Annotated in this window: 22 protein-coding genes; 11 read left to right on the top strand and 11 right to left on the bottom strand. The window is 67.1% G+C overall.

The features are described from left to right. Positions 1-44 precede the first annotated feature (44 nt). The 3 genes from RKE25_RS17980 to coaE all read left to right on the top strand — a co-directional run bounded on the left by RKE25_RS17980 (position 45) and on the right by coaE (position 2,862). On the top strand, positions 45-1,310 hold the full coding sequence (locus RKE25_RS17980) for a type II secretion system F family protein (protein WP_311839459.1): 1,266 nt from the start codon (positions 45-47) through the stop codon (positions 1,308-1,310). Positions 1,311-1,384: 74 nt separating this feature from the next. Next, positions 1,385-2,245 (top strand): A24 family peptidase, encoded by an 861-nt coding sequence (locus RKE25_RS17985; protein ID WP_311839460.1) that lies wholly within the window; start codon positions 1,385-1,387, stop codon positions 2,243-2,245. Next, complete coding sequence (gene coaE, locus RKE25_RS17990) at positions 2,242-2,862, top strand: dephospho-CoA kinase (protein ID WP_311839461.1); 621 nt, start codon at positions 2,242-2,244, stop codon at positions 2,860-2,862. The genes RKE25_RS17985 and coaE overlap by 4 nt, the downstream gene beginning before the upstream one ends. A gap of 8 nt (positions 2,863-2,870) precedes the next feature. Here coaE and RKE25_RS17995 read toward each other — a convergent pair whose 3' ends face one another. The 4 genes from RKE25_RS17995 to lgt all read right to left on the bottom strand — a co-directional run bounded on the left by RKE25_RS17995 (position 2,871) and on the right by lgt (position 6,077). After that, positions 2,871-3,815 carry a Nudix family hydrolase gene (locus tag RKE25_RS17995; protein WP_311839462.1) on the bottom strand — a complete coding sequence of 315 codons (945 nt, stop codon included), beginning with the start codon at positions 3,813-3,815 and terminating at the stop codon, positions 2,871-2,873. A 20-nt stretch (positions 3,816-3,835) separates the two neighbouring features. Beyond that, the gene (locus RKE25_RS18000) at positions 3,836-4,324 is read right to left on the bottom strand and encodes a dihydrofolate reductase (protein WP_311839463.1); all 489 of its coding nucleotides are present in this window, start codon (positions 4,322-4,324) and stop codon (positions 3,836-3,838) included. A 123-nt stretch (positions 4,325-4,447) separates the two neighbouring features. Further along, a complete protein-coding gene (locus RKE25_RS18005; RefSeq protein WP_311839464.1) occupies positions 4,448-5,242 on the bottom strand; it encodes a thymidylate synthase in 795 nt (264 codons plus the stop codon). 4 nt (positions 5,243-5,246) lie between these two features. Next, entirely contained in the window at positions 5,247-6,077 is an 831-nt protein-coding gene (lgt, locus tag RKE25_RS18010) for a prolipoprotein diacylglyceryl transferase (RefSeq protein ID WP_311839465.1), read from the bottom strand. 241 nt (positions 6,078-6,318) lie between these two features. On the opposite strand from lgt, the gene RKE25_RS18015 reads away from it, so the two are divergent. Both RKE25_RS18015 and RKE25_RS18020 read left to right on the top strand, forming a co-directional pair. Next, a complete protein-coding gene (locus tag RKE25_RS18015) occupies positions 6,319-8,289 on the top strand; it encodes a prolyl oligopeptidase family serine peptidase (protein WP_311839466.1) in 1,971 nt (656 codons plus the stop codon). 296 nt (positions 8,290-8,585) lie between these two features. Continuing rightward, entirely contained in the window at positions 8,586-11,456 is a 2,871-nt protein-coding gene (locus RKE25_RS18020; RefSeq protein WP_311839467.1) for a TonB-dependent receptor, read from the top strand. Positions 11,457-11,625: 169 nt separating this feature from the next. Here RKE25_RS18020 and RKE25_RS18025 read toward each other — a convergent pair whose 3' ends face one another. From RKE25_RS18025 to RKE25_RS18040, 4 genes are all read right to left on the bottom strand, one after another. Continuing rightward, complete coding sequence (locus RKE25_RS18025) at positions 11,626-12,129, bottom strand: TPM domain-containing protein (RefSeq protein WP_311839468.1); 504 nt, start codon at positions 12,127-12,129, stop codon at positions 11,626-11,628. A 1-nt stretch (position 12,130) separates the two neighbouring features. Further along, positions 12,131-13,027: a TPM domain-containing protein gene (locus RKE25_RS18030; RefSeq protein WP_311842426.1), complete on the bottom strand. Its 897-nt coding sequence runs from the start codon at positions 13,025-13,027 to the stop codon at positions 12,131-12,133. A 7-nt stretch (positions 13,028-13,034) separates the two neighbouring features. Beyond that, complete coding sequence (locus tag RKE25_RS18035; protein ID WP_311839469.1) at positions 13,035-13,655, bottom strand: LemA family protein; 621 nt, start codon at positions 13,653-13,655, stop codon at positions 13,035-13,037. Between the two features lie 68 nt (positions 13,656-13,723). Further along, positions 13,724-14,098 (bottom strand): diacylglycerol kinase, encoded by a 375-nt coding sequence (locus tag RKE25_RS18040; RefSeq protein ID WP_311839470.1) that lies wholly within the window; start codon positions 14,096-14,098, stop codon positions 13,724-13,726. 233 nt (positions 14,099-14,331) lie between these two features. On the opposite strand from RKE25_RS18040, the gene RKE25_RS18045 reads away from it, so the two are divergent. From RKE25_RS18045 to RKE25_RS18065, 5 genes are all read left to right on the top strand, one after another. Next, positions 14,332-15,621 carry an ATP-binding protein gene (locus RKE25_RS18045; protein WP_311839471.1) on the top strand — a complete coding sequence of 430 codons (1,290 nt, stop codon included), beginning with the start codon at positions 14,332-14,334 and terminating at the stop codon, positions 15,619-15,621. 84 nt (positions 15,622-15,705) lie between these two features. Then, positions 15,706-16,278, top strand: a complete 573-nt coding sequence (locus tag RKE25_RS18050; RefSeq protein ID WP_311839472.1) for a response regulator transcription factor — start codon at positions 15,706-15,708, stop codon at positions 16,276-16,278. Between the two features lie 94 nt (positions 16,279-16,372). After that, positions 16,373-18,628 carry a TonB-dependent receptor gene (locus tag RKE25_RS18055; protein ID WP_311839473.1) on the top strand — a complete coding sequence of 752 codons (2,256 nt, stop codon included), beginning with the start codon at positions 16,373-16,375 and terminating at the stop codon, positions 18,626-18,628. A 15-nt stretch (positions 18,629-18,643) separates the two neighbouring features. After that, the gene (locus RKE25_RS18060; protein WP_311839474.1) at positions 18,644-19,825 is read left to right on the top strand and encodes a sialidase family protein; all 1,182 of its coding nucleotides are present in this window, start codon (positions 18,644-18,646) and stop codon (positions 19,823-19,825) included. After that, positions 19,825-20,286, top strand: coding sequence for a hypothetical protein (locus RKE25_RS18065; protein WP_311839475.1), 462 nt, complete (start codon positions 19,825-19,827; stop codon positions 20,284-20,286). Before RKE25_RS18060 ends, RKE25_RS18065 begins: the two co-directional genes overlap by 1 nt. Positions 20,287-20,461: 175 nt before the next feature. Here the strand turns inward: RKE25_RS18065 and RKE25_RS18070 are convergent, their stop codons facing one another. Further along, on the bottom strand, positions 20,462-21,451 hold the full coding sequence (locus tag RKE25_RS18070) for an isoaspartyl peptidase/L-asparaginase (RefSeq protein ID WP_311839476.1): 990 nt from the start codon (positions 21,449-21,451) through the stop codon (positions 20,462-20,464). A gap of 249 nt (positions 21,452-21,700) precedes the next feature. Between RKE25_RS18070 and RKE25_RS18075 the strand changes: the two genes are divergently transcribed. Beyond that, on the top strand, positions 21,701-23,056 hold the full coding sequence (locus RKE25_RS18075) for a 3-oxoacid CoA-transferase (RefSeq protein WP_311839477.1): 1,356 nt from the start codon (positions 21,701-21,703) through the stop codon (positions 23,054-23,056). Between the two features lie 212 nt (positions 23,057-23,268). Here RKE25_RS18075 and RKE25_RS18080 read toward each other — a convergent pair whose 3' ends face one another. Together RKE25_RS18080 and RKE25_RS18085 are read right to left on the bottom strand one after the other, a co-directional pair. Beyond that, complete coding sequence (locus RKE25_RS18080) at positions 23,269-24,252, bottom strand: HAMP domain-containing sensor histidine kinase (protein ID WP_311839478.1); 984 nt, start codon at positions 24,250-24,252, stop codon at positions 23,269-23,271. A gap of 5 nt (positions 24,253-24,257) precedes the next feature. Then, complete coding sequence (locus RKE25_RS18085; RefSeq protein WP_311839479.1) at positions 24,258-25,058, bottom strand: response regulator transcription factor; 801 nt, start codon at positions 25,056-25,058, stop codon at positions 24,258-24,260. Between the last annotated feature and the right edge of the window lie 70 nt (positions 25,059-25,128).

Genomic DNA, 25,128 nt, shown 5'->3' on the forward strand with positions numbered 1-25,128 from the left:
AGCCGCCGGCTCCAGGCCGGCAAGCTCGAAGGGGGAGTTTCCGTATGGCCACAGTCACGGCAGCCAAAGACGCTCGCGCCCGCGGCGCAGAGCGTGCCGCCGTCAGCCAGCTGACCATGTACGACTGGATCGCGCTGGACAAGCGCGGCAAGCGCATGAAGGGCGAAATGCCGGCGAAGAACGCGTCGCTGGTCAAGGCCGAGCTGCGCCGCCAGGGCATGAACCCCCAGACGGTCCGCGAGCGGTCCAAGCCGCTCTTCGGCGCCAGCGGCAGCAAGGTCAAGCCGCGCGACGTCGCTATCTTCAGTCGCCAGATCGCCACGATGATGGCCTCAGGCGTGCCGATGGTGCAGGCCTTCGAGATCATCGCCGACGGCCAGAAGAACATCCGTTTCAAGAACATGCTCGTCGATGTGAAGCAGAACATCGAGGGCGGCGCGGCGCTGCATGAGGCGCTGGGCAAGTATCCGATCCAGTTCGACGAGCTCTACCGCAACCTGGTGCATGCGGGCGAATCCGCGGGCGTGCTGGACACGGTGCTGGACACCGTGGCCACGTACAAGGAGCGGATGGAGGGCATCAAGAGCAAGATCAAGAAGGCGCTGTTCTATCCCGTCATGGTGCTGGTCGTGGCCATGCTGGTGAGCATGATCCTGCTGCTGTTCGTCGTGCCCGTGTTCCAGCAGACCTTTAAGGATGCGGGCGCGGAACTGCCAGCGCCTACCCAGATCGTGATCAGCGCATCGCAGTTCATGCAGAGCTACTGGTACGTGGTGATCGGCGTCATCGTGGGCAGCATCGTGGCGCTCGTGATGGCCAAGAACCGGTCGCCGGCGGTGGCCCACTTCCTGGATCGCCTGATGCTGAGGATTCCGGTGATCGGCAACATCCTCCGCCAATCGGCCATCGCCCGCTTCGCCCGCACCCTCGGCGTGACTTTCCGTGCCGGCGTGCCGCTGGTCGAGGCGATGGACGCGGTCGCCGGCGCCACCGGCAGCATCGTCTACGCCAATGCCGTGCGGCAAATGCGCGACGACGTCGCCGTCGGCCATCAGCTGCAGCTGGCCATGCGCCAGACCGGCCTGTTCCCCAACATGGTGGTGCAGATGACCGCCATCGGCGAGGAATCCGGTGCCCTGGACAACATGCTGTTCAAGGTGGCCGAGTTCTACGAGGAAGAGGTCAACAATGCCGTGGACACGCTGTCCACCCTGCTCGAACCGCTGATCATGGTGATCCTCGGCGTGCTCGTCGGCGGCATGGTGGTATCGCTGTACCTGCCGATCTTCAAGCTCGCCGGCACGGTGTAAGCTTCCCGATCCGAGCCCCTCTCCCATCGGGAGGGGGGCTTTTTTTATAGCCATCGACAGCCTTAGGACGACGCATGCCTGAGCTTCCCCTCTGGGCCTGGATCGCCACGGCAGCCGTGCTCGGCCTGCTCGTCGGCAGCTTCCTGAACGTAGTGATCCTGCGCCTGCCCGAACGCATGACGGCGATGTGGCGCCAGGAGGCGCGCGACGTCCTGGAACTTGAAGCCGAAGATGCGACGCCCCTGCCCCCGGGCATCGTGCGTGAGCCTTCGCATTGTCCCCATTGCAAGCACCGGCTTTCGGCGCTGGACAATATCCCGCTGTTCGGCTGGCTGTTCCTGGGCGGGCGCTGCCGTTACTGCCGTGCGGCGATCTCCATCCAGTATCCCCTGGTGGAGTTGCTCAGCGGCGTGCTGAGCGCGCTGGTGGTATGGAAGTTCGGCCCGACCTGGCCGGCACTCGCGGGCCTGGCCTTCACCTGGATGCTGATCGCGCTGGCCGGCATCGACTTCCGCACGCAATACCTGCCGGACCAGATCAACTACCCGCTGCTGTGGCTAGGACTGCTGCTCAGCGTGCTGCCGATGTTCGTGAACCCCGTGGCAGCCATCGTCGGCGCCGCGGTGGGCTATCTGAGCCTCTGGAGCGTGTACTGGCTGTTCAAGCTGGCCACCGGCAAGGAAGGCATGGGTTATGGCGACTTCAAGCTGCTCGCCGCCCTGGGAGCCTGGATGGGGCCGGGCAAGCTGTTGCCGATCGTGCTGCTGTCATCGCTGGTCGGTGCGCTGATCGGCGGCGCGCTGATCGCCTTGCGCAAGCATCAGCGCGAACTGCCGATGCCGTTCGGTCCCTTCATCGCGATGGCCGGCTGGATCTGCTTCATGGCCGGTGACTGGCTGCTGGATACCTACGCGCGGCTCACGGGCCTGCGATGACCGCGCCGCGCGCCTTCGTCGTCGCCCTGACTGGCGGCATCGCCTCGGGCAAGAGCGCGGTGGCCCGCCGCTTCGAAGCCCTGGGCATCGCCGTCCACGATGCCGACGTCGCCGCGCGGGAAGTGGTGAAACCGGGCAGCGAGGGCTTGGCGGCAATCGTGCAGACCTTCGGCCCCGGCGTACTCGACGAGCACGGTCAGCTGGACCGGGCGGCGATGCGCCGCCGCGTGTTCGCCGACGACATGGCCAGGCGCCAGTTGGAAGCCATCACCCATCCGCGCGTTCGGACCTGGCTGCGCGAGCGGGCGGCAGCCGACCCGGGGCCTTATTGCATCCTCGCCATTCCCTTGCTCGCCGAGAACCTCGCGCATTACCGCTGGGTGGACCGCATCCTCGTGGTGGATGCGCCGGAAAGCGTCCAGTTGGAACGGCTGGTCCGACGCGACGGCATCGACGAAACGCTCGCCCGCCGCATGATCGAGCGCCAGGCCAGCCGCGAGCAGCGGGTTACCCTGGCCGACGACCTGATCGAGAACGGCGGCGAGGAAGCGGCTCTCGATGCTGCTGTGGCCGCCCTGCACCAGCGCTACCTGGCCTTCGCCAGGCATCAGGCCTGACCGCGGCCTCAGCCGTTCCAGAAGCCGCGAATGCCGGAGACCCCGTGGCCCCCCATGGTCCTGGCCTGGGCCTCGTCCGCTGCCCCCATGCCGCCCAGGGCGTAGACCGGGAACGAAGCGGCCTCGGCCAGTGCGCCGAAGGCGGCCCAGCCGAGCGGAGGAGTGCCGGGATGGGAGGCGGTCGCGGCGACCGGGGAGACCGTAGCGAAATCCGCGCCCAGCGCCAGCGCCCGGGCCAGCTCCGCGGCGTCATGGCAGCTCGCTCCTACCGGCTGCTCCCAGGGCAAGGGCCGGCCCATGCCGGGTTCCAGCTGTGCGGCTTTCAGCTGCACGCCGGTTCCCGGCCCCAGCAGCCGGGCCCCTTCGACGTCCCCATTCAGCATCAGGTGCGCGCCCTTCTCGCGGGCCAGCGGCAACAGTTCGGCGGCGAGGTCGCGCACCTGCGCGATGGGCCACAGCGGCAGGCGCAGCTGCAACAATCGCTCGCCGCGCGTCAGCGCGCCGCGCAGCATGCCCGCGCAGGCGGCGTGCGCACCGGGCGGAACGTCCGCCGGCGTGATCGGGTAACGATGGGGCAGACGCAGTGCCTGCAGGATGGCGCGATCCGCCGGCGCCAGGCCGCCCAGATCGGTCGCGTGCGGATCGACCCAGCGGATCGCCGTATGTTCCAGCGCTGCCGCGTCGCCCCGCCAGCGGCGTACGAGCCTGGCGTCCAGCAGCAGGTACCGCTCGCCATAGGCCCAAGGGATCCGCACGAGCGGCTCGCCTGGTTCGACCTCGATACCCAACTCTTCGACGAGCTCGCGCACGAGTCCGTCATGAGCCGATTCACCGGGCTCGAGCTTGCCGCCCGGGAATTCCCAGCAACCGGCCAGATGCTTTCCCGGCGGACGCTGCGCCAGCAACACGCGCCCCTCGGCGTCCATCAGGACGCCGGCCATGACGTGGAGCACGGCGATGTTGCCGGGGGCGCTCAAGCGCTGCGGATGTACTCGACCATGTCGAAGTCATAGGCGTGATCGGCGTCTTTCTTGTGGTGGACGCGCTTGACCTCGGTCCATTCACTGAAGTGCACGCCCGGGAAGAACGTGTCGGCGCCATCCACGGCCGCGTTGACCCAAGTGAGGTAGAGGCGCTGAGCCTTGGGAAGGGCTTCCCGGTAGACCTCGCCGCCACCGATCACCATCAGCCCCGTGCCATCCGCGCGGGCCGCGCCATCTTCCAGCGAACGCACGGTCACCTGGCCCGGGAACGGCGCCTCGTGCTTGCGCGTCAGCACCAGGTTGGTCCGGCCCGGCAAGGCTTTGCCGATCGACACCGCGGTGTTGTAGCCCATCAGCACGTATTTGCCGAACGTCAGATCTTTGAACCAGCGCAGGTCGTCCGGCAGGTGCCAGGGCAGCTGGCCTTTGCGGCCGATGGCAGAGTTCTCGTCGAGCGCGGCGATGAGCGAAATGGCCATGAAGACTCCAGATGGGCGAACCGGATGGGGACGCACGAGCGGCCATGTGGGGGTCGGCGCGCGCTAGCCGCGCATTCTACTCACGATCGCGGTCCAGGCGGCGTACACGACGCCTGTACTGGTTCAGACCGCCACTGGCGCCTTGATGGCCGGGTGGGGAGCATACCCCTCGATCGCCACGTCCTCGAAACGGAAGTCCTTGAGCTTGCGGACCTCCGGATTCAGGCGCAGCGCCGGCAGCGGCCGCGGCTCGCGGGTCAACTGCAGCCGGGCCTGCTCGATGTGGTTGCTATACAGGTGAGCATCGCCCAGTGTGTGTACGAAGTCGCCCACACCCAGACCGCAGACCTGCGCCACCATATGGGTCAGCAGCGCATAGCTGGCGATGTTGAACGGCACGCCGAGGAAGATATCGCCCGAGCGCTGGTACAGCTGACAGCTCAGGCGGCCTTCGGCGACATAGAACTGGAACATCGTGTGGCAGGGCATCAGCGCCATCTTCGGCAGCTCGCCCACGTTCCACGCGCTCACGATCAGGCGCCGCGAATCGGGATTGCGGCGGATCTCTTCAACCACCCAGCGGATCTGGTCCACGGTATGCCCGTCGGCCGTGCGCCAGGCGCGCCACTGCTCGCCGTAGACCGGTCCGAGGTCGCCGTTGGCGTCAGCCCATTCGTCCCAGATGCTGACGCCGTGTTCCTTGAGGTAACCGATGTTGGTGTCGCCGCGGAGAAACCAGATGAGCTCGTGGACGATCGATTTCAGATGCAGCTTCTTGGTCGTAACCAGCGGAAACCCTTCGCGCAAGTCGAAGCGCATCTGCCAGCCGAATACGCTGCGCGTGCCCGTGCCGGTGCGGTCGGCCTTGACGGTGCCGTGCTCCAGCACGTGGCGCAGCAGATCGAGATAGGGACGCATCGCTTCACTCCTTCGCCGGCATGGCCACCGTATAGGGACGCAACGTGGGCGCCTTGCGCGACATGAACAGCAGCACCAGACCCACGATGATCAGCGGCAGGGAGAGGATCTGCCCCATGGTCAGCCAGCCGAACGCCAGGTAGCCCAGCTGCGGATCAGGCAGGCGGACGAACTCCACCGCGAAACGGAAGCAGCCGTACATCAGCGCGAACAGCCCCGAGACCAGGTAGCGCGGACGCGGCTTCAACGACACCAGCCACAGCACCGTGAACATCACCACGCCTTCCAGCAACATCTCGTAGAGCTGGGAGGGGTGGCGCGGCAGGCGGTCCGGCGCATTGGGAAAGATCATCGCCCACGGCACGTCGCCGGGCTTGCCCCACAGCTCGCCGTTGATGAAATTGCCCAGCCGCCCCAGTCCCAGGCCGATCGGCACCAGCGGCGCGACGAAGTCGACCGTATCGAAGAAAGGCAGCTGGTGCCGCCGTGACCACCACAGCCCCGCCGCCAGCACACCCAGAAGACCGCCGTGGAAACTCATGCCGCCATCCCACACGCGGAACAGCGCCAGCGGGTCGGTCCAGATCCAGTGGATGTCCGTATAGAACAGCATGTAGCCGACGCGGCCGCCCACGATCACGCCCATCATCGCGTAGAACGCCAGATCGCCCACCGCATCGCGCGATACCGGCAGGCGCCCGCGCCGTCGGCGGTACTCGGCCAGCAGCCAGGCCCCGAGGAAGCCCCCCAGGTACATCAGGCCGTACCAATGGATCGCGACGGGGCCGAGGCGGAAGGCGACGGGGTCAATGGCGACGGTGTAGGGCAGCGTCATGGGCACGATGGGGGGCTGGCAAAGCGCAAGTGTACAGAGACCGGGACCGCCCCCGACAGGCACCGTCGACGGCCGGCCCTGCTTGGCTATACTCGCGGCCGAATGCGTCTGCGGACCTGGGGAGGCCTCCGCGACCGCGCCGGCGGGAAAGCGGCGTGCGCTCACGCATTCGGCGCGGTGGGGGCAAGCTCCCGGCCACCGGGCAGCGAGGCAAGGGAGCCATCCACAGGGGAGAAAACGCATGTCGCTTCGTTTTGCGCGGACCGCGCTGTCCGTGCTGTGCACGCTTATGCCCGTGGCCGCGACCGCGGCGGACCTGATTCCGGTGGAGGATTTCGCGCGCCATGCGCAGATTTCCACGCCGCGGCTGTCGCCCGACGGCAAGTACGTGGCCGTCCGCATGGATACCGACGACGGCGACAACCATGCGCTGGTGGTCTATCAGATCAGCGACATGAGCAAGCCGGTCAGCATGCTGCGCATGCCCAAGTACGAGTTGCCGGCGCAGATCGTATGGGTCAGCCCCACGCGCCTGATCATCGAGAAGGGCAAGCAGCTGGGCTCCATCGACAAGCCGGTTTCCACCGGCGAGATCATCGCCACCGACCTCGACGGCAAGCACCAGGATTACCTTTTCGGCTTCGAGAACCAGAGCGGAAGCCGCTCCGCGACGCGCGGCTCGGATCGCGGCTGGGGCTCCATCGATGGCCTGCCCGAGCGCGCCAACGGCCATTTCTACATGGGCGCGCAGACCTGGGGCGTCGAGAACCACAGCGCGCTCTACGACGTCAATGCGCAAAAGAACACGCGCCAGCTGATCGGCGACATCGACCTGGGCGGCATGACGTTCATGACCGGCGCCGACGGCCTGGCGCATTTCGCTTATGGCCGCGACGAGAACTACAACTTCGTGGTGTTCCATCGCGAGAACAACGGCTGGGCCAAGCTTGGCACGCAAAATACCGGCGCCAGCTTTGGCCCCATTAGCTTCACGCCCGACCACCAGCGCATCTACGCCAGCTTCAGTTCGGACGGCGGCCCTTCCCGGTTGATCGAGCAGGACGAAACCGGCGGCAACCGCCGTGAGCTAGCCAAGGACGCTTTCGGCAGTATCGGCATGCTGCAGTGGACGGCCCTGCCCAACCAGCCCTTCGCGGCCAGCACGCTGACCGGTGTGCCCAAACCGCTTTACATCGACCCGAACCTGCCCGCCGCCAAATTGCACATGGCGCTCAGCATGAAGTTTCCCGGCTCGTTCGTGGACTTCATCAACTACAGCGAAGACGGCAGCCAGCTACTGTTCTCCGTCAACAGCGACCGCGATCCGGGCGCGTACTTTCTGATCGACACCCAGACGTTCAAGGTGCGCAAGCTGTTCGAAGCCGCGCCCTGGATCGACCCCGCCAAGATGTCGGAACGGCGCCCGCTGCGCTTCAAGGCCAGCGACGGCATGGAACTGGAAGCCATCCTGACCTTCCCCAAAGGGGCCAGCGAGGCCAACCTGCCGATGGTGTTGCTGCCTCACGGCGGTCCGCACGACGTGCAGGACACCTGGTTCTACGAGGATGACGCGCAATTTCTCGCCAACCGCGGCTACCTGGTGTTGCAGGTGAACTACCGGGGTTCCGGCGGGCGCGGCGCAAACTTCAAGGAAGCCGGCTATCTGAAGTGGGGCACGCGCATCCAGCAGGACCTGATCGATGGCGTGAAATGGGCGATCGCCGAGCGGTACGCCGATCCGTCGCGCATCTGCGTCTACGGCGGCAGCTTCGGCGGCTACTCGGCGATGATGACCGTGATCCGGGCACCGGGCATGTTCAAGTGCGCGGTCGGCTACGCCGGCATCTATGACCTGGACATGATGTACAACAAGGGCGACATCGCCTACAGCAAGCGGGGACGCGGCTATCTGCGCACGGTGATCGGCAAGGACGACGCCGACCTCGCCGCCAACTCTCCCGCCAAGCAGGCGGACAAGATCGACGTCCCGGTCTTGCTGGTCCACGGCGAAGACGACCAGCGCGCGCCGTTCGCCCAGGCCAAGGCCATGCGCGCCGCCCTGGAAGCCGCGCACAAGCCCTACCAATGGCTGTCCAAGCCGGGCGAAGGGCACGGTTTCTACACCGAGAAGAACAACATCGAGTTCTACAACACCCTGCAGGCTTTTCTCGACAAATACATCGGTCCGAAGGCCAGCGTGGCCGCCAATTGAGCTGTCGCAAAACTTACGAGAATGGCTTGGGAAAGGGCGCTGCGGCGCCCTTTCCTCTTTCCGGTTGGCAGTCAAAGCGAACCCCGGCAAGTACTTACGACGACAAACCTTACATGGCAGCAAGGTTGCACGAAGCTGTCACCATGTTTTAACTTCGGGCTTACATCGCCCGCTCCCCGGCTTCGGCGATGCCGAGGCACGTCCACTCCCCCAGTGGGACGCGCCATTCCAGATATCCAGTGACCAGCGGAAAACCAGCTGGCAGCTGGCTATTTTTGTTCGGAGTTTCCATAACAATGAAGCAAAAGACACTGCTGGCCACCGCCATCACCGCAGCGCTGCTGCTGCACTCGTGGTCGGTCGCGGCTCAGGACGCCGCGCCCGCCGCCGACCAGTCCAAGGCCAAGAGCCTGGATACCATCACGGTCACCGGTTCCCGCATCCGCAGCGTGGACGTGGAGACCTCCCAGCCGGTCTTCACCATGGACCGCCAGGCGATCCAGGCGACCGGCCTGACCAACGTCAACGACATCCTGGCCCGCATGCCGTCCGCCGGCACGCCGGACATCACCCCGCAGGACACGCTGTCGTCGGGCGCCGACGTCGGCGGCCGCTACGTCAACATCCGCAATCTCGGTTCGCAGCGCACCCTGGTGCTGGTGAACGGCCGTCGCTGGAGCACCAGCCTGAGCGGCCTGACCGACCTGTCGACCATCCCGGTCGCTATGATCGACCGCATCGAAGTGCTGAAGGACGGCGCCTCCTCGGTCTACGGCGCCGACGCCATCGGCGGCGTGGTGAACATCATCACCCGCGACCGCTTCGAAGGTTCTGAGGTCAATGCCTACTACGGCCAGAACGAGAAGGGCGACGGCCAGCAGAAGAACGTCGACTTCACCTGGGGCCACAACACCGAGAAGAACTCGCTGATCCTCGGCGCGTCCTACCAGGACAGCAAGCCGATGTGGAACAAGGATCGCGAGGAAACCCGCTACGCCAACGGCCCGCGCCATCCGCAGGACGGCTACGGCCTGGGCCCGTACGGCCGCGTGGTCGACCCGAACACCGGTGACTCGTATGTCATCAACCACGGTTCGCTCGACACCGGCAACCTGGCCAACTACCACCTGTACGATCCGACCAGCACGGCGGACAAGTACAACACCCAGCAGGACATGACCTTCCGCGCGGGCAGCAAGCTGAAGACGCTGTTCGTGCAGGACCGCTACAAGGTCACCGACAACATCACGCTGCGCGGCGCCGCCAGCTACAGCGAGCGCGACTCGTCCAGCCAGCTGTCGGGCTACCCGTTCCAGACCGCGGCCGGCCGCGGCGACGGCATCTTCATCGATCCGAACAGCGCGTATAACCCGTTCCCGGGCAGCCAGACCGAGTTCTACCGCCGCACGGTGGAAATGCCGCGCGTGACCTGGTCCAACTCCAAGCTGGCCCACGTCGATCTCGGCGCCGAAGGCTTCTTCAATTTCCTCGGCCACGAGTGGAACTGGGACGCCACCTACACCTACGCCAAGACCAAGATCCGCCAGCGCAGCACCGGCAACATCTACCTGCCGAACGCCGAGAAGGCCCTGGGCCCGACCTCGGTCGTCGACGGCCAGGTGGTCTGCGCCGATGCGGCCGATCGCGCCGCCGGCTGCGTGCCGTGGAACGTCCTGGCCGGCCCGGGCGGCACCCCGGCCTCCGTGTGGAACTACGTGAACCACATCGGCACCGACCGCCAGACCAGCCAGACCGACGACTTCACCGCCAACCTCACCGGCGGCCTGTTCGACCTGCCGGCCGGCACGGTCAGCATCGCCGGCGGCATCGAGCATCGCCGCGAGAAGGGCAGCTTCCGTCCGGACTGGGCCGACTCGGCCGGCCTGACCACCAACCTCGCTTCCGCTCCCACCAACGGCAGCTACATCGTGAACGAGGCCTACCTCGAGCTCGACGTGCCGCTGCTGCGTGACCTGCCGGGCGCGCAGGAGCTGGGCGTGAACGTGGCCAGCCGCTACTCGCACTACAGCAACTTCGGCAGCACCACCAACAACAAGTACAGCTTCCGCTGGCGTCCGTTCGAGGACCTGCTGGTCCGCGGCACCTACGCCGAAGGCTTCCGCGCCCCGACCATCAGCGATCTGTACGGTGGCACCGGCCAGAGCTTCGAGAGCTTCCTGGATCCGTGCGATTCGATGTACGGCGCCGCTGCCAGCAACGCCGCCGTGGCCAGCCGCTGCGCGGCCGCCGGCGTGCCGGCGAACTATCGCCAGAAGGACCAGGCTGGCGCCCCGATCAACAGCAACAACGGCGGCCAGACGCCGACGCCGTTCCTGTCGGGCTCCAACCCGAACCTGAAGCCGGAGCAGTCGATCACCCGCACGGTCGGCCTGGTGTACAGCCCGCACTATGTGTCGGGCCTGGACTTCACCGTGGATTACTACAACATCTACGTGAAGAACATCATCACTTCGGTGATCGCGACCGACATCCTCAATCTATGCTACCTGCAGAACAATGCGTCGTTCTGTGACCGCTTCAGCCGCGGCGCCGATGGTTCCATCGCCAACCTCAACGAGAGCCTGTCCAACCTGGGCACGCTGAAGACCGAGGGCTACGACGTCGGTATCCATTACCGCCTGCCGCAGACCAGCTTCGGCACCTTCCGCATCGCCTCCGACAGCACCTACCTGACCAAGTACGAGACGGTCAGCGGTCCGGGCGCACCGGCGGTGAACGCGGTCGGCTTCATGACCAGCGGCAACGGCAATCTCAACGCCGGCACCATGGGTCTTTACCGCCTGCGCTCGAACCTGCAGCTGGATTGGGACTACAAGGACTTCGGCGCGAGCTGGACCGTGCGCTACTACTCCGGCCTGAAGGACAGCTGCTGGGACAGCACCACCGAGTGCAACATGCCCGACTACGTCGCCCCCGGCCTTACCGGCATCGGCGTCAGCCGCAAGGGTTCGGTGGCGTTCAACGACGCGCAGTTCCGCTACACGGCTCCGTGGAAGGGCGTGTTCACCGTCGGCGTGAACAACATCTTCAACAAGAAGGGCCCGTACTACTACAACGTCACCGCCTCGGGTAACGGCAGCCCGCCGTACAACCCGGCGTTCGACATCGACCGTTACTTCTACGTGTCGTACAACCAGAAGTTCTAAGCTCGCGAGAGCCGGAGTTTCTGATGGGGCGGGCCTTCGGGCCCGCCCTTTTTTGAGTGCACACCCGGCGTGATGCATCTGCCGCAACACCGCAGGAGTGGCCGCGTCTCGACTCAATTCAACTCGACCCGGTCCAGCCCGGCGCGAGAATCAGCGTCCCGCTCGGGGATCAGAGCAGCACTGGCCGATCCGGCAATTCGTCAGGGTTGGCCTTGTCGTTGCCGGGGAAATGTCGCTGCAACAATGCGTGCGCCGCGGCGATACCACTCAGGCTGCCTTCGCGCCAGTCTCCACGCGCGAAGCACTCGCGCATGCGCGCGCAGATCGCATCCCATTCGGCCTGTGGCACGGCGGCCGCGATGCCGCGGTCCGCGACGATCTCGATGCGATGCTCCGCCAGCAGCACGTAGAACAGCACGCCGCTGTTGTGCTCGGTATCCCACACGCGCAACTGCGCGAACACCTGTTCCGCGCGCCGGTGCGCGTCGAAGCCTTCCAGCACGTCCCAGGGCGACAGCCGCGATTCGACGGCGAAGCAGACCTCGCCTCTGTGCAGACGCTCCCCATCGGCGATGGCCCGCGTCATGTCGTCCAGCAAAGCCGTCGGAAAGGCACGGCGCATGAGGAACCAGCCGCCGCACAGATTCGCGAAGAAACGTTGGCTGCGTCCCATCTCACCAGCTCCCCGAGGATCCGCCGCCACCGAAACTGCCGCCGCCACCGCTGAAGCCGCCGCCGCCCCCGAAACCGCCGCCACCGCCGCGTCCCCAGCCGCCGCCGCCCCAGCCGCCGAAGCCTCCCCAGCCGCCTCCGCCGATCGAGCGCCCGGCGCCCGCCGGCAACAACATCATCACGCCGCCCACGATGGCGCCCAGCACGGCCGCGCCGGCCGTCGCCGCCAGCAGCCACAGCAGGCCGCCGGTCAATGCCGCGCCGATCGGCGTGCGCAGCCAGATACGTGCACGGCCGAGTACGCCGCGCAGCATCAGGCCGGCGAAGACCCCGATGAACAGCATTTCCTGCAAGCCCAGCCCGCTGCGCTCGCGGTGCGCCGCTTCCACCGGCGGCGGCAGGGCCTCGTCGTTGATCAATGAAGTCAGGGCGCCGACGGCGTCGCTGATGCCGCCGTAGTAGTCATTGGTGCGGAACTTCGGCGCGAGATATTCGCGGATGATCCGGTTCGCCGCCGCATCGGGAATGGCGCCTTCCAGGCCGTAACCCACCTCGATGCGCACGCGGCGGTCGTTCTTGGCGATCAGCAACAGCACGCCATCGTCCGGCCCCTTGCGGCCCACCTTGTTGGCTTCGGCCACAGCGAGCGAATAGCTTTCGATGTCCTGCGGCTGCGTGCTAGGTACCATCAGCACCACCAGCTGCGCGCCCTTGCTCTTTTCCAGCGCGACCAGCTGGTTGTCGAGTTGGTCTACCTGCTGCGGGCTGAGCGTGCCGGTGAGATCGGTCACGTGCCGCGCCAGCTTGGGCGGTGCCTCGTCGGCACGCGCAGACGAAAGCCCTGCCGCGACAAACAGCAGGGCCAGCAGGAGGAACGGCAGCCGTGACAGGCGCCGCATCATCATCTCAATGCGTCGCAGCGGGCGCGGGCTGCGGGCTGGTGCCGAAATCGACCGTCGGCGCGGTGGAGATGGCCTTCTCGTTCTCTACCGTGAAGTTCGGCTTCACCTGATAGCCGAAGATCTTCGCTGTGAGGTTGTTCGGGAAGGTGCGAATCATCGAGTTGTATTCCTGCACCGACTGCACGTAGCGGTTGCGCGCCACGGTGATGCGGTTCTCGGTGCCTTCCAGCTGCGCCTGCAGGTTCTGGAACAGGCCGTCGGCCTTCAGCTGCGGGTAGTTCTCGCTGACCACCATCAGGCGCGACAGCGCGCTGGACAGCTCGCCCTGCGCCTGCTGGAACTGCTGCAGCTTCTGCGGATCGTTCAACGCGTCGGGCGAGAGCTGCATGGTGCCGACTTTGGCGCGCGCATTGGTCACTTCGGTCAGCACCTTTTCCTCGTGCTGGGCGTAGCCCTTCACGGTATTGACCAGGTTGGGCACCAGGTCCGCACGGCGCTGATATTGGTTGATGACTTCGGACCAGGCGGCCTTGACCGCTTCGTCCTGGCGCTGGATGGCGTTGTAGCCGCAGCCGGAAAGGACGGCGACGAGCAGCAGCAGAGCGATCGCGCGAAGGAATTTCATGAGGGGACTCCGATCCGATGGACGTCCCATTGCAGCATCCCGCAAGGACCTGCGCAATCCGGCGGAAGTCAGCCCAGCCAGCGCGCCCCGACGATCAGCGCCCAGCTCAGCCCCGTCATCACCAGCAGCAGGAACACCGCCGCCGAGCCCATGTCCTTGGCGCGGCCGGCCAGCTCGTGGAATTCGGGGCTGACCTTGTCCACCACCGCTTCCACCGCCGAATTGAGCAGCTCCGCCGACAGCACCAGCACTGCCGGCAGGACCAGCGCGATCTTTTCCAGCGGGCCATGGCCCAGCCACAGTCCCAGCGGGATCAGCACCACCGCCAGGCAGGCCTCCAGGCGGAACGAGGCCTCGTGCCGCCATCCGGCGCGCAGCCCCTTCATCGACCACTTGAAGGCGTTCCAGATTTGCTTGGGTCCGCGGAAGCCGCTGGCAGCCATGTTGAAGTCCTGCTTGGGTGCTGGCCCGGTCCGGCGGAGGCGCCGTGAAGCCCGAGCCACAAACCGGTGATGATGCCATAGCGCACCGGGCGCCTGTTTCGCGCCGCACCAGATGCCGGCCCACCCTGACGCGGCTTCGTGCCCGGTGCATGGCGATCCACGGCGGGGAACCACGCTCCGCGCCGGGCCATTTGCCGCGGGGACAAAGACGCACCTGGCCCTAGAATGCGCGCATGAGACGCTCCCTCGCCCACCAGCGCATCGGTCCCACCGCCCTCACCCGCACCCTGGCCTGGCTGCGCATCTGCGCCATCGCCGGGCAGAGCGTGGCCGTCCTGGTCGGCGCGCTGTGGATGAAGCTGGACATCCCGCTGCTGCCGCTGCTGGTGGGCATCGGCACGCTCGCCGTGTTCGCCGTGTTCGCCGCCTGGCGCCTGTCCCAGCCGTGGCCGATGCGCGAATGGGAGACCATCCTGCATGTCGCGGCCGACACGCTGGTGCTGGGCTACCTGCTGTATTTCACCGGCGGCGCCAGCAACCCGTTCATTACCTTGCTGCTGGTGCCCATCGCACTGAGCGCCGCGGCGCTGTCGGTACGCGCAATTCTCGCCGTGGCGGCGCTCGCGTGCGTGGCGTACGTGATGCTGCTGATCTGGTACGTGCCGCTGCCGGTGCCGGAACACGCGTTCGGTCCTTCAGGCTTCACTTTGCACGTAGCCGGCATGGGCGTGAACTTCGTGATTTCCGCCCTGCTCCTGGGCTTCTTCACCAACCGCCTCGCGCGCGCCGTGCGCCTGCAGCAGGTGGAAGTACAGCGCGTGCGCGAGCGCGCCCTGCGCGACGAGGGCATCCTGGCCATCGCCACCCAGGCGGCCGGCGCCGCGCACGAACTCAACACGCCGCTTTCGACCATGCGCACCCTGCTGCCGGAACTGCGCCGGGAACACGCCGGCGATGCCGCGCTCGGCGAGGACCTCATGCTGCTGGAGGGCCAGGTCGAGCGCTGCCGCACGATCCTGCGCGAGATGGTCGCCTTCGGCAAAGCCCAGCTTTCGCAGGTGCACGAGTGCACCACGCTGGATGGTTTCATCCATGGCTGCCTGGAGCGCTTCCAGCTTCTGCGCCCCGAGGCGGACCTGGACGTCCAACTGGACGAGGAAGCCGGCGCCATCGTCTTGCGCACGCCGCCGGGCCTGCGCCACGCCCTGCTCAATCTGCTCAACAACGCGTTCGAGGCGTCGTCCCTCAACCAGTCGCAGGCCGTCGGCCTGAGCGCGCGGCGCGAAGGCGGCTGGCTGGAATTCGCGGTAACGGACCATGGGCCCGGCTTCGTCCCCACCGGCGCGCCGGCTTCGTTGGGCCAGTCGCACAAACAGACCGGCCTGGGCATCGGGCTGGCGCTCGCGGAAGCCACGGCCGAGCGCTTGCAGGGCGAGCTCACCGCCACCAACACCGCCGATGGCGGCGCGGAAATGCGCCTGCGCCTGCCGCTGGCCGTGGTGGGCGCGCAGCCGGAAGGCTGAGCGTCCGGGACACTTCGCCGCGCCCCCGGGCCCGGCGGTCAGGCTTGCGCGACAATACGCGCAGCATCCCGCTCCGGAGGCACCATGACCGACCAGCCCGCCCAGCCCCTGCTCATCATCGACGACGACGTGACCTTCGCGCGCGTCCTGGCCCGTGCCCTGAGCTCGCGCGGCTTCGAGGTCATCACCGCCGGCAACGCCGACGATGCGCGCGCGCTCACGCGGCGCCACCATCCGCGCTATTGCGTGCTGGACCTGAAGCTGGGCGAGGAAAACGGCCTGCGCCTGATCCCCGAACTGCGCTCCCTGGTACCGGACATGCGCGTGCTGCTGCTCACCGGCTATGCCTCGATCGCCACCGCGGTCGAGGCGATCAAGCGCGGCGCGCACGACTACCTCGCCAAGCCCGTGGATGCCGATGCCGTGGTGCGCGCCCTGCTCGACGGCGACACCGCCCCCAGCGTGGACGACGACGTGCTCGATGCGCCGGAGGCCCCGCTCGCTTTGCGTCGCCTGGAGTGGGAACACATCCAGCGCGTGCTCACCGAGTGCGACGGCAACATCTCCGAGACCGCCCGCCGCCTCGGCATGCATCGGCGCACCCTGCAGCGCAAGCTGAGCAAGCACCCCGTGCGGGAACGCCCCGACCAGGACTGACGCGTCGCGGGGTGTCCTGCGACAACGCGCCGCCTTCCTCGTCACGGGACCGCGGCTATCCTGCCAACCCTTGACCAGGGTCCAGGGTGTGCCTTTGAACCGTTCGTTCCGCCTCCGCGCGCTACCGCTCGCCCTGCCCGGCCTGTTCGCCGCGCCCGCCTTTGCCGGTCCGCAGCAGTCCACCACGCTGGAGACAGTCCACGTCCACGCCAGCGACACCCAGGTGACGGAGACGCCCGCGGTGCAGGTGCGCGTCACGCGCGACCAGCTCGACAAGCACCACGTCACCGACAGCTCCGACGCGCTCAAGTACGCGCCCAACCTGCAGGTGCGCAAGCGCTACGTCGGCGATCCCAACGCCGTCATCAGCGGCCGCAACGCCGGCACGCTGCAGAGCGCGCGCAGCCTCGTCTATGCCGACGGCCTGCTGCTGTCCAACCTGATGACCAACGGCTGGGACGGTGCGCCGCGCTGGGGCATGGTCGCGCCCGAGGAGATCGGCGCCGTCGACGTGCTGTATGGCCCCTATTCCGCGCTCTATCCCGGCAACTCGCTGGGCACTACCGTGCTGATCCACACGCGCCTGCCGGACAAGCTCGTGGCCAGCGCCTCGGCGCAGTTCATGAGCCAGGACTACAGCGATGCTTATGGCGCAGGCGGTCACTACAACGGCCGGAACCTCGCGGCCACTCTCGGCAACAAGCAAGGCCGGTGGAGCTGGCTGCTCGCGGTCAACAAACTCGACAACGACGGCCAGCCGATGCAGTACGCCGCTGCCACCACGGGCGGCAACGCGGCCCGCGCGGTGCCCGTGCAGGGCGCCACGCTGGACCGCAATCCGAACGGCACGCCGCGCCTGGTCTATGGCGCCAACACCATCGAACACACCGAGCAGACCCAGGCCAAGCTGAAACTGGGCGTGGACCTGGGCGACCACGTCTCCGCGCTGTTCACGCTCGGCTACTGGCACAACCATGCGGAAGACCGCACACGCAGCCTCGTCCGGGACCTGTCGGGTCAGCCCGTCTACACCGGTGTCGTGAGCGCCTACGGCCGCACCTGGACCCTGCCGGCCAGCGGCCTCGCACCCGCTTCCATTCGCGAGACGCACGCGCTTTACGGCCTGGAATTGAACGGCCGCTTCGACAACGGCTGGCGCTGGACCGCCGTGGGTAGCAAGTACGACTTCGTGCGTTCGCAGACACACACCGCAAGCCTTGCTCCGCCCATCGGCCCGCTCGGCGGCCCCGGCACGGTCGCGGACCTCGGCGGCTCCGGCTGGGAAACCGCCGACCTGCGCAGCTCCGGCCCGCTGGGCGAACATCACACGCTGTACGCCGGCCTGCACGGCGACCGCTACGTGCTGGACTCGCGCGTCCGCCAGGCCAGCGACTGGCGCGGCAGCGCCGACGGCCCGCAGCAAAGCGCCTTCGGCGGCCGCACTCGCACGTATGCCGCCTATGTCCAGGACGTCTGGGGCTTCGCGCCTGCCTGGACGCTCACGCTGGGCGGCCGCTGGGAACAATGGCGCGCCTACGATGGCCAGCGCGCCAACGCCACCACCACGCTGCGCTACGCCGACCGGCAACGCAGCGACTTCTCGCCCAAGGCCGCGCTGGCCTGGGACTTCGCCGAGGACTGGCAGCTGCGGCTGGCCGGCGGCAAGGCCGTGCGCTATCCCACCGTGAACGAGCTGTTCCAGGGCAGCCTGTCGGCCAACGCCATCGTCAACAGCAACCCCAACCTCAAGCCCGAGCGCGACTGGTCCACCGACCTGACGCTGTTCCGCCAGCTGGCGAACGGACACTGGCGCGTATCGGTGTTCCAGGACCGCATCGCCGACTCGCTGTATTCGCAGACCGACATTACCGTCACCCCCACCGTCACCAACATCCAGAACGTGGGCAAGGTGCGCATGCGCGGCATCGAAGGCGAGCTGGCGCTGAAAGACGTCTGGATCCCCGGGCTGGACCTGCAGGCCAGCGCCGCGTTCAACCGCGCGAAGACGCTCGAGGACCGGCAGTACCCGCTCGCGGACGGCAAGTGGTTCCCGCGCATCCCGAAGCTGCGCGCCACCCTCGTCGCCGATTACCGCTTCGCGCCGGACTGGGATGCCTCGCTGGCGATCCGCCATTCCGGCCGCCAATACGGTTCGCTCGACAACAGCGACTTCGTGAACACCTACGGCGCCGTCAGCCGCTTCACCGTCGCCGACGCCAAGCTCCGCTGGAAGTTCGCCCCGCAATGGACCGCCTCCGCCGGCGTCGACAACCTGACCAACGAGCACTACTGGGTCTACCATCCCTATCCCGGCCGCACCTGGTTCGGCGAAGTGCGCTGGGATTACTGACCTCGCGAGCCCTCCATGCGCATCCTCACCCCACTCCTGCTGTGCCTTGCCACCACCACCCTCTTTGCCCACGAGGGACATGACGAGCATGCCGGCATGACGATGACCAAAGGCCCCGAACTGGGCGCGACCGCCGCCATCGACGCCAAGGGCCGCCTGTGGGTGGCGGACGCGGCCGACGGCCACGTGCGCCTGCGCCATTCCGACGACTTCGGCCGCACGCTGAGCGCGCCGGCGAACGTCAACGCCGTCGCCGAGCCGATCTACGCCGAGGGCGAGAACCGGCCCAAGATCGCGTTCGGCCCGAAGGGCGAGATCTACGTCAGCTGGTCGCAACCACGCGCCAAGCCGTGGACGGGTTTCGTGCGCTTCGTGCGCTCGACGGATGGCGGCGTGCACTTCTCCACGCCGATCACCGTGCACCACGATCGCGCCGAGATCACCCACCGCTTCGACGCCATGGCGGTCGATGGCCAGGGACGCATCGTGATGGCCTGGATCGACAAGCGCGACCTGGAAGCGGCCACCGCCAAGGGCAAGCCGTACCTGGGCGCAGCCATCTACACCAGCGTGTCCAGCGATGGCGGCGCCAGCTTCTCCGAGGAGCGCAAGCTCGCCGACGAAACCTGCGAATGCTGCCGCATCGCTCTGGCGCTCACGCCGCAGGGCGAAGTGGCTGCGTTCTACCGCAGCATCTTCGGTGACAACATCCGCGATCACGCCTATGCCGTGCTGCACGCGGACGGCCGCCCGCTCGAACCGCAGCGCGCGACGTTCGACGACTGGCACATCGCCGGCTGCCCGCATCACGGCCCAGGCCTGGCCATCGGCGACGACGGCGTGCGCCACGCGGTCTGGTACGAGTCCCGCACCCGCCCGACCATCCATTACGGCCAGCTCGAACCGGGCAAGCCGCCGGCGCATGCGCAGGTCATGGCCGTCGCCGGCGCCAATCACGCGGACGTCGCGGTCAGCGGCAAGCAGGTCTGGGTGGTCTGGAATCAGATCGGCATCCAGGGCAGTTCGCTCATGCTGCGCGAGTCCCGCGACGGGGGCCTAAGCTTCGACGACGTGCGCCCCATCGCCAACAGCGGCGGCGCGGTCGGCTCGCCGCAATTGCTGCTATGGCAAGGCCGTGCCTTCGTAGCCTGGAACACCGCCGCCGGCTTCCGCCTGGTGCCGACGGAGGCGCTCTGATGCGTCGCACGCTGCTCGCCCTGCTCCTGGCCTTGCCGCTCGCGGCACAGGCGGCAGCACCTTCCGCACTGAAGGCGGAGGACGTCCCCTCGCTGCTCAAGCCGCCCGCCCACGGCGTGCGGGTGCTGGCCTTGTGGTCGCTCGATTGCGCTTACTGCGAATCGAACCTGCAGGCGCTGCTCAAGCTGCAGCGGGCGCACCCGCGCGAGATCGAACTGATCGCCGTCGCCACCGACAGCGTGGCCCAGCAAGATGCGCTCGCACAGCGTCTGCATGCCGCCGGCGTCGATGCCCTGCCCGCACGCGCCTATGCCGAGGACACGCCCGACCGCATCAACTATCTGCTCGATCCCGACTGGGGCGGCGAACTGCCGCGCACCCTGATCATCCGCGCGGATGGCAAGCGCAGCGGCATCAGCGGGCAGTTGACGCCGGACAAGCTCGCAACCATCGCTCCCTGACGAGCACTCTCCCTCTCCCCGCTGGAGAGGGGCTGGGGTGAGGAGCCGGGCGAAGCGTCAAGGGAAAACGAGCCTCTCCCTCCACATCCCGCCGTCCGACGTGGGCGTCCCTACCTCACCGGTCCTGCCTCACCAACCTTGCCGGCCACCAGCCTCGCAATAGCGAAGCTCCTGCTTACTCGGCACTGCTCTCCGAAGCCGGCAACGGGTCGTGCGTGCCGTCGTCCTCGTCGCCGTAGATCGCCACGTGCGGCGCGCCGTCGGCACCAATCCAGCCACGGAACATGCCATCCGTATTGAAAGGCATCGCCACATTGCCGCTGGTATCCAGCGCGATCGCGCCGCCGTTGCCGCCCATCGACGGAATCTCCTGGTTGATCACTTCCGCGGCCGCGCGCTTCAGCGGCACGCGCATCTGCGTCACGCGCATGCAGATCTCGTGCGCCGCGACGGTGCGGATGTAGAACTCGCCCCAGCCGGTGCCCGACACCGCACAACCGTTGTTCGCATAGGTGCCGGCACCAATCAGCGGCGAATCGCCGACGCGGCCCCAGCGCTTGTTGGTCATGCCACCGGTCGACGTGCCCGCCGCGAGGCGGCCCTGCGCATCGAGCGCCACCGCGCCGACCGTACCGAAGTGCTTGGCCGTCTCCACATCTTCGTGAGCGCGGTGCTCGGCGTCTTCCTTCAGCGCCTTCTGCAATTGCTGCCAGCGCTCCTCCGTACGGAAATACGACGGATCGACCAATTCGATGCCCGCCTCCTTCGCGAACGCCTCGGCGCCATCGCCCACCAGCATCACGTGCGGGCTCTTCTCCATCACCGCGCGCGCCAGCAGAATCGGGTTCTTCACGCGATGCACGCCGGCGATCGCGCCGGCCTTCAGCGTGGAGCCGTCCATGATGGCCGCATCCAGTTCGTTCTTGCCGTCATGGGTAAAGACGGCGCCCCGGCCGGCGTTGAAGTTGGGATCGTTCTCCAGCACGGTGATCGCCGCGGTCACGGCGTCCATCGCTGCCTTGCCGGCTTTCAGCTGGGCGTAGCCGTTCTGCAGCGCCTGCGTCAACGCGGCGCGCACCGCCTTCTCGCGGGCCGGGTTCATGTCGCGCTTGATCACGCCGGCCCCACCGTGGATCACCAGCACCGGTGTCGCAGCTTGGCTCATGGCGGAGGCTCCCAGGATGGCAAGGGCGGCAAGCAGGCGATGCAACTTCACGGTCGTTCTCCCCGATGGACGGGGCGAGTATAGCCAGCGAAATGGCCGTACTCAGCCGAATGGCAACGGCTGCGTGACGGACTCCGCCATGCCTCGCCCGGACCCCGCCTCCGCGTGCATGGACCTTGGTACAGCATGAGTCCTCCCGGTTCCGTCGTATCCTAGGCAGCTGGCTCTCCCCTGCTAGAAGGCATTGCAATGGACAAGGTTTATGCAAGCGCGGCGAAGGCTCTCGACGGCCTGCTGTTCGACGACATGACCATCGCCGCCGGCGGCTTCGGCCTGTGCGGCATTCCCGAGAACCTGATCGCGGCGCTGCTGGCGGCGGGCACCAAGGGATTGACCATCGTCGGCAACAACGCCGGGGTGGACGACTTCGGCATGGGCCCGCTGCTCAAGACCCGCCAGGTCCGGCGCGTGTACGCCTCTTACGTGGGCGAGAACAAGGAGTTCGAGCGCCAGGTGCTGGCCGGCGAGCTGGAACTGCACCTGGTACCGCAGGGCACCCTGGCCGAGAAGCTGCGCGCCGGCGGCGCGGGCATCCCCGGCTTCTACACGCGCACCGCGTTCGGCACCAAGCTCGCCGAGGGCAAGGAAACCAAGGTCTTCGATGGCAAGGAATACGTGCTGGAAGAAGCGATCCATGCCGACGTGTCCATCGTGAAGGCATGGAAGGGCGACCGGCTCGGCAACCTCGTCTTCCGCAAGACCGCGCGCAACTTCAATCCGATGATCGCCACCTGCGGCAAGATCTGCGTGGCCGAAGTGGAAGAACTGGTTGAGGTGGGCGAGCTCGATCCGGACCAGATTCACGTGCCGGGCATCTATGTCGACCGCATCGTCAAGGGTCCGTCGTACGAGAAGCGCATCGAGTTCCGCACCGTTGCCGGCGCCAATACCGGCAAGGAGAGCCCGATCCGCATCGCCATGGCGCAGCGCGCGGCGAAAGAGCTGCGGGACGGCTTCTACGTCAATCTCGGCATCGGCATCCCCACGCTCGTCGCCAACTACATCCCGCAGGGTATCGACGTCACGCTGCAATCGGAAAACGGCCTGCTCGGCATCGGCCCGTTCCCGGACGACGCACACGTCGACCCCGACCTGATCAATGCCGGCAAGCAGACCATCACCAGCCTGCCCGGCTCCAGCTTCTTCTCCAGCGCCGAATCGTTCGCGATGATCCGCGGCGGCCACATCGACCTGTCCATCCTGGGCGGCTTGGAGGTCTCCTGCACCGGCGATCTCGCCAACTGGATGGTGCCGGGCAAGATGGTCAAGGGCCCCGGCGGCGCCATGGACCTGGTCAGCGGCGTGAAGCGCGTGGTCGTGCTGATGGAGCACACCGCGAAGGACGGCTCGCCCAAGATCAAGGACCAGTGCGATCTGCCGCTCACCGGCAAGCAGGTGGTCGACCTGATCATCACCGACCTATGCGTGTTCGAGGTCGAGAAGGGCAAGGGCCTTACCCTGATCGAGCTGCAGGAAGGCGTGACGGTGGAAGAGGTGAAGGCGAAGACCGGCTGCGATTTCACCGTGGCGTCGACGCTGGGGTGAGTCATATCTCCATGGTGAAGGCATTCCTTCTCCCCAAGCGGAGAAGTGGCCGGTCTCACGGCGATTCTCTTCGGTCACCGTGGATGACGAGCGTGAGCACGTGCAAGGAGTTTGATCGGGCGTAGGCTTGCTGCGGGCTCGCCGCTTCTGCGCTCCGCAGGTTCCCCTCACCCCAGCCCTCCCCCCGCCGGGGAGAGGGAGCCGAAAGCTTGTTACGCCACGCTTGCCGGCAACGGTTGCGGAAAACGGATGCGCGCGATGTGCTGATGGTCGTCGCGCGTCTGCAATTCCAGCGGCCAGGCGAAGCGCTCGCTGATGCGCTGCGCGATCGCCAGCTCGAAGCCGTGGCGATCCACTTTGTCCGGACCTGGCGTCACCTTGTTGGCCACCGTCACGGCGCCGGGGAGTACGGTGATCACGATGGTGCCCTCTTCCGCCTGCTGGCAGGCGTTGCGGATCAGCTGCCAGCACAGCACCGCGAACACGCGCGGCGAACCGTGCAGCGCGAAGCGCGCCGGCTCGTCCAGGCGCAGCGTCACGGGGCGCCCTTCCAGCAGCTCACGCACGTCGCGCAGTTCGCGCTCCAGTACGTCGTTGACCACGAAGTCCTCTTCCGTGAGCCCCTTGTCCGATTCGCGCGCAAGGATCAACAACGCTTCGACCAGCGCCTCCATCTCGCGCGTCGCGCGCTTGATGCGCTGCACCGAGCGCTGGCCGAACTCGCCCAGCGTGGGCTCGTCCGCCAGCATGTCGGCCGACATCTTGATCACCGTGAGCGGGCTGCGCAGCTCGTGGCTGGCATCGCGGGTGAAGTTGCGCTCGCGCTGGTTGTAGCCGGCGATGCGGCTGGCGAAGCTGTAGAGGCCTTCGGCCAGCACCGCCACGTCCGCGTCCGCGCGGCGCGGCAGATGGCCGGGCGTCCATTCGCCCAGGTCGGCCTTGCGCTCGTCCCAGGTGCGCACGGCGCTGGCCAGGCGCCGCACCTGCCGCCATTGCCTGCGTGCGATCAACCACGCGGTCGCGCCCACCACCACGATCAGGCCCAGCACCGCCGAGGCAGGCAGCACGTGCGTCACGCCCAGCGCGCAAAGGCCGGCCACCGCCACCGTCTGCATGCCGAACAACCAGGCCATGCGGCGGTGGAAGGCGCCGCGATGGGCGCCGTCCGTCGCGGGGGGAGGAAACGGTGTTGCCATCCTCGTTACTTGGAGAAGGCCACCTGGCTCTTGGATGAGGAACGATCACCCGCATCCAGCGGCGCACGCGACAGATCCAGGCCGGACTTCGTCCCCGGGGTTTCCGCTTCCAGATCGGCCAGGCGATAGCCCGCCGAGTGGATGGTATGCAGCAGCGGCCGGTCGAAGGGTTTGTCGATCACGCGGCGCAGGTTGTACAGGTGCGAGCGCAGCGTGTCCGAGTCGGGCAGCGTGTCGCCCCAGATCTCCCGCTCGATGTCGCGCCGGCTCACCACGCGCGGCGATTCGCGCATCAAGATCGCCAGCAGCTTCAGGCCGATCGGCGACACGGTCAGTTCCTTGCCCGCGCGGGTCAGCCGCAGCGTCGCGGTATCCAGGGTCATGTCGCCCACGGTGAGCACTTCGGTGGACACCTGGCGGCGGTCGCGGCGGATCAGCGCGCGCAGGCGCGCTTCCAGCTCGCGCACCTCGAACGGCTTGACCAGGTAGTCGTCGGCACCGGACTCCAGGCCGACCAGCTTGTCCTCCAGCGTGTCGCGCGCGGTCAGCATCAGCACGGGCGTCGACTTCTTCGCTTCCTTGCGCAGCTTGCGGCATACCTCCAGGCCATCCATGCCCGGCAGCATCAGATCCAGGACCACCACGTCGTAGCTGTTGGTCACCGCCAGGTGCAGCGCACTGACGCCGTCGGACGCGTAGTCCACCGAGTAGCCACGCCGCTCCAGGAATTCGCCGACCATTTCGGCGATCTGGCGGTTGTCCTCCACCAACAGGATCAGGCCAGATTGTTCGTCGCGTGAACTCATCCTTACCTCCTAGCGCTTCACATTGGTGAAAGCTAACTTTGCGCGGGGTGAGCAGCGTGTGAAACGTTTT

This window comes from Dyella sp. BiH032 (assembly GCF_031954525.1).
Lineage (GTDB): Bacteria > Pseudomonadota > Gammaproteobacteria > Xanthomonadales > Rhodanobacteraceae > Dyella_D.

Bases quoted from the DNA above. Each gene is read 5' to 3' on its own strand.
- RKE25_RS17980 (WP_311839459.1), top strand. From the start codon at position 45: ATGGCCACAGTCACGGCAGCCAAAGACGCTCGCGCCCGCGGCGCAGAG.
- RKE25_RS17985 (WP_311839460.1), top strand. From the start codon at position 1,385: ATGCCTGAGCTTCCCCTCTGGGCCTGGATCGCCACGGCAGCCGTGCTC.
- coaE (WP_311839461.1), top strand. From the start codon at position 2,242: ATGACCGCGCCGCGCGCCTTCGTCGTCGCCCTGACTGGCGGCATCGCC.
- RKE25_RS18000 (WP_311839463.1), bottom strand. From the start codon at position 4,324: ATGGCCATTTCGCTCATCGCCGCGCTCGACGAGAACTCTGCCATCGGC.
- RKE25_RS18005 (WP_311839464.1), bottom strand. From the start codon at position 5,242: ATGCGTCCCTATCTCGATCTGCTGCGCCACGTGCTGGAGCACGGCACC.
- lgt (WP_311839465.1), bottom strand. From the start codon at position 6,077: ATGACGCTGCCCTACACCGTCGCCATTGACCCCGTCGCCTTCCGCCTC.
- RKE25_RS18015 (WP_311839466.1), top strand. From the start codon at position 6,319: ATGTCGCTTCGTTTTGCGCGGACCGCGCTGTCCGTGCTGTGCACGCTT.
- RKE25_RS18020 (WP_311839467.1), top strand. From the start codon at position 8,586: ATGAAGCAAAAGACACTGCTGGCCACCGCCATCACCGCAGCGCTGCTG.
- RKE25_RS18025 (WP_311839468.1), bottom strand. From the start codon at position 12,129: ATGGGACGCAGCCAACGTTTCTTCGCGAATCTGTGCGGCGGCTGGTTC.
- RKE25_RS18030 (WP_311842426.1), bottom strand. From the start codon at position 13,027: ATGCGGCGCCTGTCACGGCTGCCGTTCCTCCTGCTGGCCCTGCTGTTT.
- RKE25_RS18035 (WP_311839469.1), bottom strand. From the start codon at position 13,655: ATGAAATTCCTTCGCGCGATCGCTCTGCTGCTGCTCGTCGCCGTCCTT.
- RKE25_RS18040 (WP_311839470.1), bottom strand. From the start codon at position 14,098: ATGGCTGCCAGCGGCTTCCGCGGACCCAAGCAAATCTGGAACGCCTTC.
- RKE25_RS18045 (WP_311839471.1), top strand. From the start codon at position 14,332: ATGAGACGCTCCCTCGCCCACCAGCGCATCGGTCCCACCGCCCTCACC.
- RKE25_RS18050 (WP_311839472.1), top strand. From the start codon at position 15,706: ATGACCGACCAGCCCGCCCAGCCCCTGCTCATCATCGACGACGACGTG.
- RKE25_RS18060 (WP_311839474.1), top strand. From the start codon at position 18,644: ATGCGCATCCTCACCCCACTCCTGCTGTGCCTTGCCACCACCACCCTC.
- RKE25_RS18065 (WP_311839475.1), top strand. From the start codon at position 19,825: ATGCGTCGCACGCTGCTCGCCCTGCTCCTGGCCTTGCCGCTCGCGGCA.
- RKE25_RS18070 (WP_311839476.1), bottom strand. From the start codon at position 21,451: ATGAGCCAAGCTGCGACACCGGTGCTGGTGATCCACGGTGGGGCCGGC.
- RKE25_RS18075 (WP_311839477.1), top strand. From the start codon at position 21,701: ATGGACAAGGTTTATGCAAGCGCGGCGAAGGCTCTCGACGGCCTGCTG.
- RKE25_RS18080 (WP_311839478.1), bottom strand. From the start codon at position 24,252: ATGGCAACACCGTTTCCTCCCCCCGCGACGGACGGCGCCCATCGCGGC.
- RKE25_RS18085 (WP_311839479.1), bottom strand. From the start codon at position 25,058: ATGAGTTCACGCGACGAACAATCTGGCCTGATCCTGTTGGTGGAGGAC.